The sequence below is a fragment of the Bradyrhizobium sp. URHA0013 genome, from assembly GCF_000518345.1.
GTDB lineage: Bacteria > Pseudomonadota > Alphaproteobacteria > Rhizobiales > Xanthobacteraceae > Bradyrhizobium.
Window position 1 is genome coordinate 42,549 of the sequence record NZ_JADK01000010.1, and the last position, 12,790, is coordinate 55,338.

Genomic DNA, 12,790 nt, shown 5'->3' on the forward strand with positions numbered 1-12,790 from the left:
GGGTGTGGCTTAAGCGCCGCAGCCCGCGTGTTCAGGGGTGCGAGGCCGTCGCCGCCACGGTCTCGAGCTGGCTTCTGATCCAGCGATGCGCCGGGTCCTTCTGATAGCGCTGGTGCCAGACCATGAACATCGGCAGCTCGGCCAGGATTCGCGTGCGCGAGGCCAGCGGAATCCGTACCTGCGCGAAGCCGTGCATCACGCCGGGCGCCAGCAGGCTCGGCATGCTCGCCAGCATCTGCGAGCCACGCAGGAAGGACGGCACGCCGGAGAAGCTCGGCACGGAGATCGCGATGTCGCGGTGGAAACCGTTGGCTGCAAGCCGGCGATCGAAGTCGAGTCGCTCGTTGTCAGTGTAGACCACGGTGATGTGACGCGCCGCGAGATAGGCGCCGCGCGTTGCCGGCGCGGCACGCGCTTTGGGATCGTAGTAACAAACGTAATGGTCTTGCAACAGGCGCTTCTGCACGATGTCCACGCCGGATGGCGGCAGCGGCGTGATCAGCAGATCGCAGCGGTTTTCCCGCAGCATCGCCGGTGAGGGCGACTGCGAGGGGATCACGCGCAGGTTCAAGCTCGTCACTTGCGCGGCGACATGATCGAAGAACCGCGGCAGCAGCAGGTCGCGCTGGAAGTCGTTCGCGGCGATTGTCAGCGAAAGCTGCGCGATCGCCGGCTCGAACGTGACGCCGCCGGCAAAGCTCCGCATCTCGTCGATCAGCGCTCGCGCCTTTGCCGCGAGCGCCTGGGCGTGCGCCGTGGCCACAATGCCGCGGCCGGATTTGGCAAACAGCGGATCGCCGACGATCTGCCGCAGCTTGTTGAGGGCGTGGCTGACCGCGGATTGCGTCAGGCCAAGCCGCGTTGCGGCCGCCGTCACCGAACCTTCCTCCAGCACCGCCAGGAACAGCTCCAGCGCGTGGCCATCAAGCGCCAAATGATCGATTTTGCTCATGGAATTTATTATAATCGATCTATTTATCTTGAGAATAGCCGGCGCCATCATCTCCCGATAAGCCGTGCGCCCCAACGGGAGCGCCACAGGGAGAGACAACGCCGATGCATGCCCAGGCGCCAGCCTTGCGGGATCCCCGCCTCAACCACCCCGAGCCGTTCACGCCGCCGCTCGGGGACGGCGGCTTCTTCCAGCGCGACCGTTCCATGCATCCGCCCGCGCACGCGCCGGGCTACAAATCATCGGTGCTACGTTCGCCGCGCCAGGCGCTGCTGTCGCTTGAGAACTCGGTCTCGGAGATTACGGGGCCGGTGTTCGGTCACAACGACCTCGGCGCGCTCGACAATGATTTGATCCGCAACTACGCCAAGGACGGTGATCCCGTCGGCGAGCGCATCATCGTCCACGGCCGCGTGCTGGACGAGACCGGCCGCGGCGTGCCGAATACGCTGGTCGAGTTCTGGCAAGCCAATGCCGGCGGCCGCTACCGGCACAAGAAGGACACCTATCTGGCGCCGATCGATCCGAATTTCGGCGGTTGCGGTCGCGCGCTGACCGACGACACTGGCTACTATTATTTCCGGACGGTGAAGCCGGGACCCTATCCCTGGCGCAACTACGTCAACAGCTGGCGTCCCGCTCACATCCACTTTTCGGTGTTCGGCTCGGGCTTTGCACAGCGTCTGATCACCCAGATGTACTTTGAGGGCGATCCCCTGATCCCGGTCTGCCCGATCCTGACGACGATCCCGGACAAGGATGCGCTGGAGCGCCTCGTCGCGCCGCTCGACCTCAACGCATCGGTTCCGTTCGACTCGCTCGCCTACCGCTTCGACATCGTCTTGCGCGGCCAGCGCTCCACTTACTTTGAAAATCGCACCGCAGGGAACTAGGTCCATGCCGCAGCCGCTCAACTACCTCAAGGAAACCGCCTCGCAGACGGCCGGGCCCTACGTGCATATCGGGTTGATCCCGGCCATGGCCGGCTTCGACATTTTCGAGAAGAATTTCTCCAACGTGCTGGTGACGCCAAACACGCAAGGCGAACGCATCACGCTGGATGGCAAGGTGATCGACGGCAGCGGCACGCCGCTGCGCGACGTGCTGCTGGAGATCTGGCAGGCCAACGCGGCCGGCCGCTACAACCATTCGGCCGACCGGTCGACCGGCGCGCTTGACGAGGGATTTCGTGGCTGGGGCCGCGCGGGCTCTGACTTCGAGAGTGGTCTCGTCACCTTCGAGACCATCAAGCCGGGCGCGATCATCGATAAGACGGGCCGCAAAGGCGCTCCGCACATCAATGTCTGGATCGTCACGCGCGGTATCAACATCGGTCTGAACACGCGCCTCTATTTCTCGGACGAAGAGGCCGCCAACGCCGCCGACCCCGTGCTCAACCTGATCGAGCAGCCGGTCCGGCGCTCGACTCTGATCGCAAAGCGCAGCGAACGCGCCGGCAAGATCGTGTACTCCTTCACGATCAATTTGCAGGGGCCGGAAGAGACGGTGTTCTTCGACGTGTGATCGTCTCAGGTCTCCTCGCCGTGGAGCTGCGCGCGAAAGGCGCGCGGTGACACGCCCGTGGCGGCGGCATAGACCCGGCTGAAATAGGCGGGGTCCTCAAAGCCCAGCGCATAGGCGATCGTTGAGACCGGCAAGTTGGTGTAGACGAGGTTGCGCCGCGCTTCGCGGATCAGCCGGTTGAGGATCAGGTGCGAGGCGGTGTCGCCGGTTGCTGACCGCGTCACCCGGTTGAGATGGGTCGGCGTGATCGACAGCGCGCCCGCATAGTCCGCAACGCTCCAGCGTTCCAGATGATGCTGTTCCAGCAGCGCCTCGAAGCGGCGGAATAGTCCGCTTTCAGCCGTGCCGTTGCCACCGCTCTCGCCGGTGAGCGCGCGGGCCACCAGCCCGATCATGGCCGCCGACAGTGCGCGCAGCACATGCGCCCGGCCGAAATCGCGCGCGGCGTGTTCGGCAAAGATCTGCTTCATGGTGGTCCGGATCTGCGGCGTGCCACGTATCACGGCCGAGCGCGACAAGGCACCGCGCAGTCCTTCGGAGGCGAGCAGCGCTTCGTCCAATATTTCCGCGGCGATGGTCAGCACCCAGCCCTGGGTGTCAGGCACGAACCGGAAGCCATGGACGTGGCCGACAGGCACGTTGACGATCTGCATCGGCTTCAGCTGCACCACGCGCCCGTCGAGCGTGGCTTCGCCGCCGCCGCGGTCGATCAGCAGCACCTGGTGCAGCCGGGCATGGCGGTGCACGGCCAGCGTCCAATCGTGCAGCACCGAGCGCGACGCTATCGTCTCGCAATGCACGACATCGGGCAGATCGCCGGACTCGCCGAACAAATTGTAGACCCGGATCGCCGGGGTGGGGACTGCGCTTCTCATGTTCGAATAGTACAAGACAAAGACGAAAGCCTCCATCGGTCAGCGGCGCTGAATCTGCAAGAAAGTGCAGAGGAGGACGCAATATGAAAGTTCAGGTCTGTATCATCGGCGGCGGGCCGTCCGGGCTGCTGTTGTCCCAGCTCCTGCATCTCAAGGGCATCGACACGGTCGTGCTGGAAAAATCCAGCCGCGACCACGTGCTTGCCCGGATCCGTGCCGGCGTGCTTGAGCACGGCTTCGCCAGGCTCATGCGCGAGGCTCAGTGCGGCGAGCGGATGGACCGCGAGGGCGAGATCCACAAGGGATTCGAGATCGCCCATGACGGCGTGCTCTCCCAGATAGACCTCCATAAGCATTCCGGCGGCAATTCGGTGCTGGTCTACGGCCAGACCGAGCTGACGCGCGACCTCTACGAGGCGCGCGACCGCCTCGGCGGCAACGTTGTGCACAATGCCGAGGACGTGACGCCGCATGAGCTGACCTCGGACCGGCCTTACGTGACCTATCGTTCGAACAGCGAGACCGTCCGAGTTGATTGCGACTATATCGTCGGCGCCGACGGCTTTCACGGCGTCAGCCGCAAGTCGATCCCGAAGGACGTGCTGCGGGAATACGAGAAGATCTATCCGTTCGGCTGGCTCGGCGTGCTGTCGCGCACGAAACCGGTGTCGCCGGAGCTGATTTACGTGAAGCACGAGCGTGGCTTTGCGCTGTGTTCCCTGCGGTCGCAAGTGCTGAGCCGCTACTACGTCCAGGTGCCGCTCACCGACAAGGTGGAGGACTGGAGCGACGATGCGTTCTGGGCCGAGCTGAAGCGTCGTTTGCCGGACGAGGTCGGCGGCCGCCTGGTCACGGGACCGTCCATCGAGAAGAGCATCGCGCCCTTGCGCAGCTTCGTCGCCGAGCCGATGAGCTACGGCCGCCTGTTTCTCGCCGGCGATGCCGCCCACATCGTGCCGCCGACCGGCGCGCGCGGGCTGAACAGCGCCGCCTCCGACATCTATTATCTCTACCACGCCATGCTCGCGCACTATCAGAACGACGATGATTCCGGGCTCCAGGGCTACTCCGCCAAGGCGCTGGCGCGGATCTGGAAGGCGCAACGCTTCTCGTGGTGGATGACGATGCTGCTGCATCGCTTTCCCGACCGGCTCGAATACGAGGACCGGCTCCAGCGGACTGAACTGGAATATCTCCTCTCGTCCGAGACGGCACAGCGCCTGCTCGCGGAGAATTATGTGGGGCTACCGTTTTAGCGTGGAGTGGACCCGAAAAGCGGTGCGACGCCGCGCTACTTTCCTTCTAGGATGTTCACCGGCGTCCAGTCCGACCTTGGTGGATTTGTAGCGAGCGCAGTTGCGCGCTTGCCAAAAAGCGCTGACGCCGGATCCATTTCCGCCATTCGCCCGAATGCACCAGCCGCTTTCGCAAACTCCCGCGCCCGCCAGCAGGCGAGCCCCTCCGCGTAAGCCGCGGCGATTTTTTTCTGCCCGGCGCTCTCCGCGCCTCTGTCCGCGAGCGGCTCGAATACCCTGATCGCCTCGCCGCGCCCCAGCACCCGGATCGCATCGAGTTCCCTCCAGGCGAAGCCGTCGCCGGTCTGCGCCATCGTCGATTCCGAGGCCATGATTGCGGTGCCGTAGTATTTGTTGGCGCCTTCGAGCCGCGAAGCGACGTTCACGGTGTCGCTCATCACGGTGTAGTTGAAGCGGCGGCGGGAGCCGATATTGCCGACCACGGCCTCGCCGCTGTTGAGCCCGATGCGGTGCGACAGGCCGCGGCCGGCGAAAGCGGCGCTGCCGGCGTTGAGCTCTGCCAGCTTTGCGTGACATTTCAGTGCGGCATGGACCGCGTGGCGCGCATGCGCGGGATCGTCGGCGGGCGCACCGAACATGGCGACGATGGAATCGCCGATATATTTGTCGACATAGCCGCCATGGCTCTCGATGATGTCGGTCATGGCCGACAGATATTCGTTCATCAGCGTCACCAGCTCGCCCGGCGTCATCGTCTCGGCGATGGAGGAGAAGCCGCTCAGGTCGGAGAAGAACATGGTGACGTTGCGCATTTCGCCGCCGAGCGCCGGCATCTTGCCGGAGGCAACCATGGTGTCGATCACTTCGGGGGCGAGATAGAACGCAAAGCTCTTGCGCAGGAAACGCTCGTCACGATCGGCCAGCACGAAACGGTAGCCGATCATCATCGCGAGCGCGGCAAGGCTTGCGAGTGCCGGCTCCGTCAGCGGCAGCGCCAAGGCATAGACGAATGAACTGACGGCCACGGCGGCGTATACCGCGGTGAGGCCGAGCCATGCGATCAGTGCGCCACCCGGTGCAAGCACGCAGGCCGCGCAGGCCACGATCGCTGCGAACACGACGGTGAGAATGCTCCGCAGCGGAAAGCCGAGCTCGGTCACCGCATCGCGTTCGATCAGATTTCGCACCGCGTTGGCATGCACGAAGACACCGGCGATGTCGCTGCGGGCCTTTTGTGCGATGCTTGCCGGAGCGGGCTGGGCGCATCGTGGCCCGGGCGTTCCGTCATAGCCGCCGGACAGTCGCATCGAGGTGAGCTTGCGATCATCGAAATTCAGAGCGGTGCCGAGCAGCACGACTTTGCCGCCGAAGGCGCGGCGGAAGAAATCGCGGTCGCCTTTTTCGACGCAGGCTCGCAGATCGGCGAAGGAGAAAGTCGGAATGTCGCGGCCAAGTCCTCGAAAATTGAGCGCCAGTGTATTCGGTACCGCGCTCGGAATTGCATAACCGGACAATTCGGTCGTTCCGGACGGTGCAATCTCGGGCTTTACAGCGAGCGCGCGCGCGGCGAGCTCGACCGCCATCGCGGGGACCGGCTTGCCGTCGATCGAGAAGCTCAGCGGCATCCGCCGGATCACGTCGTCGGTGTCGGTATGGACGTTGAGGGCGCGGATATTGTTTCTCACCGCCAATTGCTGCGCGCGGTCGGGCCTTTCCTGATGGTCGTTGCTCAAGATCTCGCCGAGCACCAGCTTGCCGCTGTCGGACAGCTTCCGCAGGGCGATGAGATAGTCCCGATCGAAGCCTCTCATGCGGCTGCCCAGCGAGGCGTCGCCGAAGGGAATCTCCGACTGCTCGATCGAGCTCGGGAAGATGACATCGAAGCCGATGACCTTGGCGCCGCCGTCGTCGATGCTGCCGAGAACCCGGCCGATCTCGCGCGTCCAGGTCTGCGTTGGCGATCCCTTGAACGGCAGAGTGTCGTAGGTCTCGCCGTCGATGGCCACGACGACGACCGGTGATGTCGCGGGATCGCGGTGGTCGCCGACGAGCTTGCCGCGCAGTGCCGTGAGAATGTCGAGCGACAGGCCCTGCAGCGTCTGCAACGGCGGAGACGTCACGATGGCGCCTGCAAGAAGCGCAATCAGGATCGCTGCAACGATGTCCCGTCTGCCGATCCGCCGCATCGCCCCGTCGCTAGCTGCCTATTCGAGCCGCAGCAGGCGTCCGACGATCGGCGTCGGCGACGACGTGGCGCTGGGATCGACCTGGAAGGCGTAACGCTTGGTGCCGAGGATGGCGAGATAGCTGCCGCCCGGCGTCAGCGACTTCCCGGCCTTGGCGAAGTCATAGAACTTGCCGCCGACCATCGTCTCGCTCTTGAGCGGCACGCTGATTGTGGGCTCCTTGCCATCAGTGCGTTCGATCACCAGGGTGCTGCCGCTCTTGGCCTGCACCAACGGCGCGATGCCGTAGAGCGTCGGCAGCTTGGCCGGAGCGCTGCCCTTGGCGTCCGACCGCATGGTGCGGAAGGTCGTCGCGGCACTCTGGTTCGCCTCGCGCTCCGACAGTTTTGCCGCGTTGGTATCGCAGGGCACCGTTTCCCGCTTGACCTCGCCGAGTTGCACGGTGCTCTGCTCCGTGCCGACCATGACGACGCCTTCGCTGATGGTCTCGCGCTGGCACGATTTGAGATAGCTGAGCGTAATGGTTGCCTTGGGTCCCAGCTTGATGATCTTGCCCGGCGCCACATAATCCATGAACGCAACACCGTCGACCTTGCCTTGCACGTCCTCGACGATGGCGGCCGGGGTCTCCGCCAAAGCGGGGGCAGCAAGACAGCACGCGCCGACAACAGCGCCGATCAGGCTTTTCATGGGAAATCTCATCCAGTTCGACCGATATTTGCCCGGTCCCCGTCCAGGGCCGATGCTTAGCAGCGAAACGCCCAGGCAAGTGTGACCGGAATCACTCTCAGATATTGGTGCACTCTATCAGGAAGAGGTTCAAACCGGCGACCGGAGAAAACAGTGCGCCGGCAAGCTGTTGGCCGGATGGATAATTTCATTCGGCTGGGACGGCCTCGACCGGGTGGCCCTCCGCTGCACTCTCTATACCTGTAATGGGCGCGAGCGTGGCCTCGGTCTTCTGATACGGCGTCGCCTGCTGACCGGCGGCGATCTCGACCACTTCCTCCCAGCGCGACAGGAAGGCTAGCTGTCACGAAGGCTGAGTTGATAGCGGTTGTATGCAAGCTGCCAAACGAGGTCGGCACGCCGATCGTTTTTAGCGCGGTATGCAACGAGGTCCAGCTTTCTTGCCCGCTGCGCGGAGGAGCCTGCGCTGCCCACGTCGCTGCGCGTCGGTAGCAATTTGACTGGCTCGCTTTCCAGGGTGTTAACCGTGGCGGAATGCTCTCCGCGCGGATCATTGTCGCGCCCTAGTATTGGTTGCAAATGCGTCCTGAGTTTTACCGCGGATATTTTCATGCTGAGAGACGGCAAATATGCGGCCTGGTTCAGGACCCCGCGCGGTCAGGGCACGGGCGTCGTGCATCTGGCGGAGGGACGAATCTCCGGCAGCGATAGCTTCTTCACTTATGGCGGCTCTTACCGAATCGACGAGCAGCGCTTCACGGCGGTTCTGACCACGCGGCGACATGCCGAGGGTCCGCCGACCGTGTTCGGGCTCGACGAGGTCGAGGTCAAGCTCTCGGGCGTGTGCAGCGGCGCGATGGCGACCTGTTCCGGTACGGCCGAGCAGGCCCCCGATGTGACCTTCGAGGCGACGCTGATCTACAGCCAGGACGAGGTGCCGGCCGCTGACGCCAGAGGTGCGGTCGTGAAGCTCAATGCCGACAAGCTGCCCAAGGGGCTCGACGGCCGTTCGCGCTCGCGCCATCCGTTTGCGCCGGGATCGCTTGGCTCAGAACGGAATAGACCATAAGGCCAGATCGACCTCGACGATGTTGTCAGGACTGCTTAAGCGGATGAGCCCTCTGGTGCCAGGCCCAGGCGGTGCGGATCACGGTCGGTAGATCCGAATGTCGCGGCACGAAATTCAGCACTTTTCGCGCTGCGGAGGGATCGGCAACCAGATAGGTGGGATCGCCGGAGCGGCGCGGTTTGACGGTGTGGGGCACCTCGCGCCCGGTCTCCTGCCTGATGGCAGTCAGGATTTCCCGCACCGAAAAGCCGGAGCCGGTGCCCAGATTGAAGCTGCCGCCGGCATGCCCTTGTTCCAGCAGTTTCAGCGCCGCGACATGCGCCGCGGCGAGGTCGGTGACATGGATGTAGTCGCGGATCGCGGTGCCGTCGGGCGTGTCGTAGTCCTCACCGAACACGGCAAAATCCACATGGCCCTGTAACGCCATCATGGCGCGCGGAATGAGATGGGTTTCGTTGTCACGCAATTCGCCAATGCCGCCGGCAGGATCGGCGCCGCTGGCGTTGAAATAGCGCAGGCAGAACGCGCCGAAGCCGTAAGCGGCGCGGTAATCGGCCAGCATGCGCTCGATCATCCACTTAGATGCGCCATAGGGGTTGATCGGCGCGCAGGGGAAGTCTTCCGGCAGTTCCTTGGAATCGGCATTGCCGTAGACGGCGCCGGTCGAGGAGAAGACGATACGATGGCAACCCGCATTGCGCATCGCCTGCAAGAGCGACAGCGTGCCCTGCACATTGTTGATGTAGTACTTTTGCGGGTCGGTCATGGACTCGCCGACGAGGCTCGCCGCCGCGAAATGCATGACCGCCGTGATGTTGTGCTCAGCGAAGGCGCGCGCCAGCGTGGCGCCGTCGAGCAGATCGCCTGTTACCAGCGAGCCGGCGACGAAGCCGCGATGACCTGTCGACAGATTGTCATAAACGACGGGCTGATAGCCGGCCGCGGTCAGTGCGCGGCAGGCATGCGAGCCGATATAGCCCGCGCCTCCCGTAACGAGGACAGTCGGTCGGTCGTTCATGTCGCCTCTAAGCTGTTTCGCTGGAGGCAGCCTAAAGCAAAATCAACAATGATCCAAGCAACTGCTTGCGGCAAATAGTGCGCACTTTTTCGGGGATTTCCGCTATCTGCCTTTTAGCTTTGCATTGACGCTGTTGTCACGAAAGCACTTAGAGACGGCACGTGGAAACCGAGCCTTCAGATATGAAATCTAGCCTGAGCCTCATAGCAAAAGACGGACAGGGACATGCCTCAAATCTGGATGACATACGACGAACTAGGAAGACTCGGGGGATGCAGCGCCGTCGAGGCCAGGATGCAGGCGCTGCATCTGTCGCTCGATCGCCGCAAGAGCCGCGACGGGAACACCCGCGTCAAGCTGAACCCCGCCCTGATGGCCCGGTTCTTCGAGGCCATTCGCGAAGCCGAATTCGACCTCGATGATGCGGTCGCAGCGTTGCGCGACGGGCATCGGCAGATTTCAGGAGCAGTCGCCGCAGAGCCGGCGAGCCTCGGGCGCGGAGTGGCGTAAGCGCGTCCATTCGGCAGTGACCGGTAGTTTTTTCGAAGCAAAAAGCTCATAAGCGATGGCGGTTCATTCCAGTCTCAACGCCCTTTATGACGGTGGTCTCGGCAGGAAAGTCAGAATGGTTTGAGCCAGAAGGACGCCGACGGTGCCGCCTGCGACCTTTTGCAAGACGTCGATCAAATGGGGATCTCGATCCGGCGTCACCGCCTGCAAGACCTCGGGCCCGATTGCGACGGCGACCACGAAGGCGCACGCCAGTTTGAGCCATCCCGGCAGCAGGAAAGACAGAAGGAAGCCCAAGAGGCCGTAGGCGCTGAAGCGCTCGATCACCACGACCCAATAGGCTTCCGCATGGCCCGCGAGCGCTGGCCTGCCCGCGAGCTTGGCGACCGTGGCATAGATGATCAGCACGAGGCAGATTGCCGCGGCTGCGATGAGATGGTTGCGGCGCATGCCGCCAGCATAGCCGTTCGGCCGGATCGTCGCTCTCGAAAGCCAAGAACATCGTTAAGGTTCAAAAACTTTCGATGGCATGAACCGAGGTTCACGGGGCGCCCCGAAGTGTCCGCGGAAATCGACGTTCAACGCCGATTGTAGGACCAGCCCTTGTCGACATTGGTCGGGTAGTGAGCTGCGAAGTGGGGATTCTTGAGGCAGTTTCGCGCGGGATCATAGATCCAGTCCGTGCATTCCCGGTAATTCATGAATCTGCAATCGAAACCAAAGGCACACCATGGCGCGCCATTCGGAAATCCTAACCGTACGGGGACTTGCGCCGACGCCACTGAAGGCAAAGCCAGGAGCAAAGCTACGGCGAGTGCGCGGGACAACATGATGCATCCTCCAACAACGACCGAGCGGTATCGAAACCAATCGCGGGACGATCTTCCGCCGGAAAGGGACGACATTCAACCTTTGTCGCCGGATAGCTTAACATCCAGAAGCGGAGAGATCGAGAGCGCTGAAGGCGTTCGGGCTGCGTCGATCGGCGTCTTCCGTTCCTCGGTCGATGAGGCAGACGCGCCCGTCCATGATGCGTCGCGCAGGGTCAGTTAGCTCTTCTTGGAGCTCTTGGACTTCAGCGACAGGCCGAGGCGCAGGGCCATGCGCTTGACGGCATCGGGTGAGCGCCCGAGAAGTTTCGCCGCTTCTTCCAGCGAAGTTGAAGACTTGGCCAACTCCATCAGCCGGCGGTCTTCCTTGAACGACCAGGGCCTGCGCGCCATAACCGAAATCATCCTCTCGTCGACACAAAGACAAAGCCGCCAAGCGGACCCACGTGCGCTCGACGGGTGTGCCTGGGTGGGGCCGGGTCTGGGAAGCCCAGTGCGAAGATGGATATGCGATCCTGCGGCGTTCGCAACAAACAACGCCGGTTAAGCTAACCGTTCAACCTTACCGCGATGAATTGGCCGGTTGACGTTCCGTATAATCACGGAGTTTTGCTGATGCGCGCATCGATCGGAGAGCGGTCGCCGAGCGGCGGCCGGTTCTGCGACGCCGTGATGATGAGGATACCCGATACCGCGAGCAGCGCCGATGGATCATCGGCTCATCAACGACAGACGGAATCTGTTTCGAAAACCATGGCGGTGGCGGCGTCGAGCCGGGAACCCTTCGCCCTGCCAGGACCACGCCGTTCATAAGTGCGCGAAGCCCCTGCCGGTCACCTCGACTGACAATGAATGGCGCGGTGGATGCGAACCGGTCCCACGGGTGGCGGACTTCGCGCCAACGGGAGACATCATATCGCCGTGATCACTTGCGCGCGACTTGGAATCGTCATCATGACGGCACGTCGCGGAATCAACGATGAATTGAATCATCGCATGGCGGTGATCGCAATGGCTTCCATCGAGAAACGATCCAATCGTGACGCATGCATCCGACAACGGTCCCGATGAGCGCATCGCGCTTTTCTCAGGCGGCTCGTCACGAGATCGTCGAATTCGTTCGGCTACGGTCGCGCGTAAACAACCACGAGCAAAGACCGAGATGCTTCAGAAGGCGCGAGCGGCACTTCCTCTCTCCAAGATCAGAGAGCGGGCATTTGAGGGCGCGTTTTTCATCGTTGCGCTGATCGCGATGGCGGGCTGGGTGTATTTCATCACGCTATTGCTGGTGAAATTGTTCCTCTGGTTTTTCGGTTGAGGCGCGCGGCCGCTCGCTTCGCATGCACGATGCTGCCCAAAAAATCGCTGGCATGACGAGAAAATCAGCGGCGCTCACCATGATCTCGACACAACTCGAAGATGAGACTGTCGCAAAGGCGTGGCGTGCACACTGAGGATTTACATCAGCGTGCGATCCACTTGCGGCGGGCGCCGCGGCGGGGGGCGTGGATCATGATGAAATCGCGGGGGACGCCATGACTGGCCCGACCATGACTGGCCCGACAACGAACAATGCACCCCGGCGATATTTCGTCGATGCGGGAGGTCGGCGGGTCCTGATCGGCCTGACGCCCGAGGAGACGTTCGAGTTCGAGCGGCTCGACAGCGGGCAGGTGCTCGGCCAGGGAGGCGTGCACGAAGCCTTCCACGGCCGTGATTTGTGGTCGGATGCCGGCGAGCGGCGGCGGCTCGAGCTCTACGAGAAGCACGAGGGCGCCTGGAAGGCCTGGATGGCGCAAAGCCGGGCAGAGAGTCGCGGAGGATTGAACCTTTATTAACCATCCCGGACCCATTTTCTGGTCTGGCGCCTCGAACCGGAA

At 63.0% G+C, this 12,790-nt stretch carries 14 protein-coding genes; 7 read left to right on the forward strand and 7 right to left on the reverse strand.

The window, feature by feature from the left end:
* Nucleotides 1–31 precede the first annotated feature (31 nt).
* Complete coding sequence (locus tag N551_RS0116500; protein WP_035961456.1) at nt 32–952, reverse strand: LysR family transcriptional regulator; 921 nt, start codon at nt 950–952, stop codon at nt 32–34.
* Nucleotides 953–1,056: 104 nt separating this feature from the next.
* Between N551_RS0116500 and pcaH the strand changes: the two genes are divergently transcribed.
* Both pcaH and pcaG read left to right on the forward strand, forming a co-directional pair.
* Complete coding sequence (gene pcaH / locus N551_RS0116505; protein ID WP_027567867.1) at nt 1,057–1,845, forward strand: protocatechuate 3,4-dioxygenase subunit beta; 789 nt, start codon at nt 1,057–1,059, stop codon at nt 1,843–1,845.
* Between the two features lie 4 nt (nt 1,846–1,849).
* Entirely contained in the window at nt 1,850–2,476 is a 627-nt protein-coding gene (gene pcaG / locus N551_RS0116510) for a protocatechuate 3,4-dioxygenase subunit alpha (protein ID WP_027567868.1), read from the forward strand.
* 5 nt (nt 2,477–2,481) lie between these two features.
* Here pcaG and N551_RS0116515 read toward each other — a convergent pair whose 3' ends face one another.
* The gene (locus N551_RS0116515) at nt 2,482–3,387 is read right to left on the reverse strand and encodes a helix-turn-helix domain-containing protein (RefSeq protein WP_027567869.1); all 906 of its coding nucleotides are present in this window, start codon (nt 3,385–3,387) and stop codon (nt 2,482–2,484) included.
* A 47-nt stretch (nt 3,388–3,434) separates the two neighbouring features.
* On the opposite strand from N551_RS0116515, the gene pobA reads away from it, so the two are divergent.
* Complete coding sequence (gene pobA / locus N551_RS0116520; RefSeq protein ID WP_027567870.1) at nt 3,435–4,607, forward strand: 4-hydroxybenzoate 3-monooxygenase; 1,173 nt, start codon at nt 3,435–3,437, stop codon at nt 4,605–4,607.
* Nucleotides 4,608–4,642: 35 nt separating this feature from the next.
* Here the strand turns inward: pobA and N551_RS0116525 are convergent, their stop codons facing one another.
* The gene (locus N551_RS0116525) at nt 4,643–6,793 is read right to left on the reverse strand and encodes an adenylate/guanylate cyclase domain-containing protein (protein ID WP_027567871.1); all 2,151 of its coding nucleotides are present in this window, start codon (nt 6,791–6,793) and stop codon (nt 4,643–4,645) included.
* An 18-nt stretch (nt 6,794–6,811) separates the two neighbouring features.
* Nucleotides 6,812–7,483 carry a hypothetical protein gene (locus N551_RS0116530; protein ID WP_027567872.1) on the reverse strand — a complete coding sequence of 224 codons (672 nt, stop codon included), beginning with the start codon at nt 7,481–7,483 and terminating at the stop codon, nt 6,812–6,814.
* Nucleotides 7,484–8,093: 610 nt separating this feature from the next.
* On the opposite strand from N551_RS0116530, the gene N551_RS0116540 reads away from it, so the two are divergent.
* On the forward strand, nt 8,094–8,552 hold the full coding sequence (locus N551_RS0116540; RefSeq protein WP_007606557.1) for a hypothetical protein: 459 nt from the start codon (nt 8,094–8,096) through the stop codon (nt 8,550–8,552).
* Between the two features lie 25 nt (nt 8,553–8,577).
* On the opposite strand, the gene galE is transcribed toward N551_RS0116540, so the two are convergent.
* Complete coding sequence (gene galE / locus N551_RS0116545; protein WP_027567873.1) at nt 8,578–9,570, reverse strand: UDP-glucose 4-epimerase GalE; 993 nt, start codon at nt 9,568–9,570, stop codon at nt 8,578–8,580.
* A gap of 294 nt (nt 9,571–9,864) precedes the next feature.
* Here galE and N551_RS0116550 point away from each other — a divergent pair, with 294 nt between their 5' ends.
* Nucleotides 9,865–10,080, forward strand: coding sequence for a hypothetical protein (locus N551_RS0116550; protein WP_245287786.1), 216 nt, complete (start codon nt 9,865–9,867; stop codon nt 10,078–10,080).
* An 84-nt stretch (nt 10,081–10,164) separates the two neighbouring features.
* On the opposite strand, the gene N551_RS0116555 is transcribed toward N551_RS0116550, so the two are convergent.
* Both N551_RS0116555 and N551_RS38815 read right to left on the reverse strand, forming a co-directional pair.
* A complete protein-coding gene (locus N551_RS0116555; RefSeq protein WP_027567875.1) occupies nt 10,165–10,530 on the reverse strand; it encodes a VanZ family protein in 366 nt (121 codons plus the stop codon).
* A 599-nt stretch (nt 10,531–11,129) separates the two neighbouring features.
* Nucleotides 11,130–11,303: a hypothetical protein gene (locus N551_RS38815; protein ID WP_197031142.1), complete on the reverse strand. Its 174-nt coding sequence runs from the start codon at nt 11,301–11,303 to the stop codon at nt 11,130–11,132.
* Between the two features lie 646 nt (nt 11,304–11,949).
* Here N551_RS38815 and N551_RS38005 point away from each other — a divergent pair.
* Entirely contained in the window at nt 11,950–12,228 is a 279-nt protein-coding gene (locus N551_RS38005) for a hypothetical protein (protein ID WP_155809740.1), read from the forward strand.
* A 217-nt stretch (nt 12,229–12,445) separates the two neighbouring features.
* Nucleotides 12,446–12,748, forward strand: coding sequence for a hypothetical protein (locus tag N551_RS0116570; protein WP_027567876.1), 303 nt, complete (start codon nt 12,446–12,448; stop codon nt 12,746–12,748).
* Nucleotides 12,749–12,790 lie beyond the last annotated feature (42 nt).

Excerpts from the sequence above, each read along its gene's own strand:
- galE (WP_027567873.1), bottom strand. The coding sequence starts at position 9,570 with ATGAACGACCGACCGACTGTCCTCGTTACGGGAGGCGCGGGCTATATC.
- pcaG (WP_027567868.1), top strand. The coding sequence starts at position 1,850 with ATGCCGCAGCCGCTCAACTACCTCAAGGAAACCGCCTCGCAGACGGCC.
- N551_RS0116570 (WP_027567876.1), top strand. The coding sequence starts at position 12,446 with ATGACTGGCCCGACCATGACTGGCCCGACAACGAACAATGCACCCCGG.
- N551_RS0116515 (WP_027567869.1), bottom strand. The coding sequence starts at position 3,387 with ATGGAGGCTTTCGTCTTTGTCTTGTACTATTCGAACATGAGAAGCGCA.
- N551_RS0116530 (WP_027567872.1), bottom strand. The coding sequence starts at position 7,483 with ATGAAAAGCCTGATCGGCGCTGTTGTCGGCGCGTGCTGTCTTGCTGCC.
- N551_RS0116540 (WP_007606557.1), top strand. The coding sequence starts at position 8,094 with ATGCTGAGAGACGGCAAATATGCGGCCTGGTTCAGGACCCCGCGCGGT.
- N551_RS0116500 (WP_035961456.1), bottom strand. The coding sequence starts at position 952 with ATGAGCAAAATCGATCATTTGGCGCTTGATGGCCACGCGCTGGAGCTG.
- N551_RS38815 (WP_197031142.1), bottom strand. The coding sequence starts at position 11,303 with ATGGCGCGCAGGCCCTGGTCGTTCAAGGAAGACCGCCGGCTGATGGAG.
- N551_RS0116525 (WP_027567871.1), bottom strand. The coding sequence starts at position 6,793 with ATGCGGCGGATCGGCAGACGGGACATCGTTGCAGCGATCCTGATTGCG.
- pobA (WP_027567870.1), top strand. The coding sequence starts at position 3,435 with ATGAAAGTTCAGGTCTGTATCATCGGCGGCGGGCCGTCCGGGCTGCTG.
- N551_RS0116555 (WP_027567875.1), bottom strand. The coding sequence starts at position 10,530 with ATGCGCCGCAACCATCTCATCGCAGCCGCGGCAATCTGCCTCGTGCTG.
- pcaH (WP_027567867.1), top strand. The coding sequence starts at position 1,057 with ATGCATGCCCAGGCGCCAGCCTTGCGGGATCCCCGCCTCAACCACCCC.
- N551_RS0116550 (WP_245287786.1), top strand. The coding sequence starts at position 9,865 with ATGCAGGCGCTGCATCTGTCGCTCGATCGCCGCAAGAGCCGCGACGGG.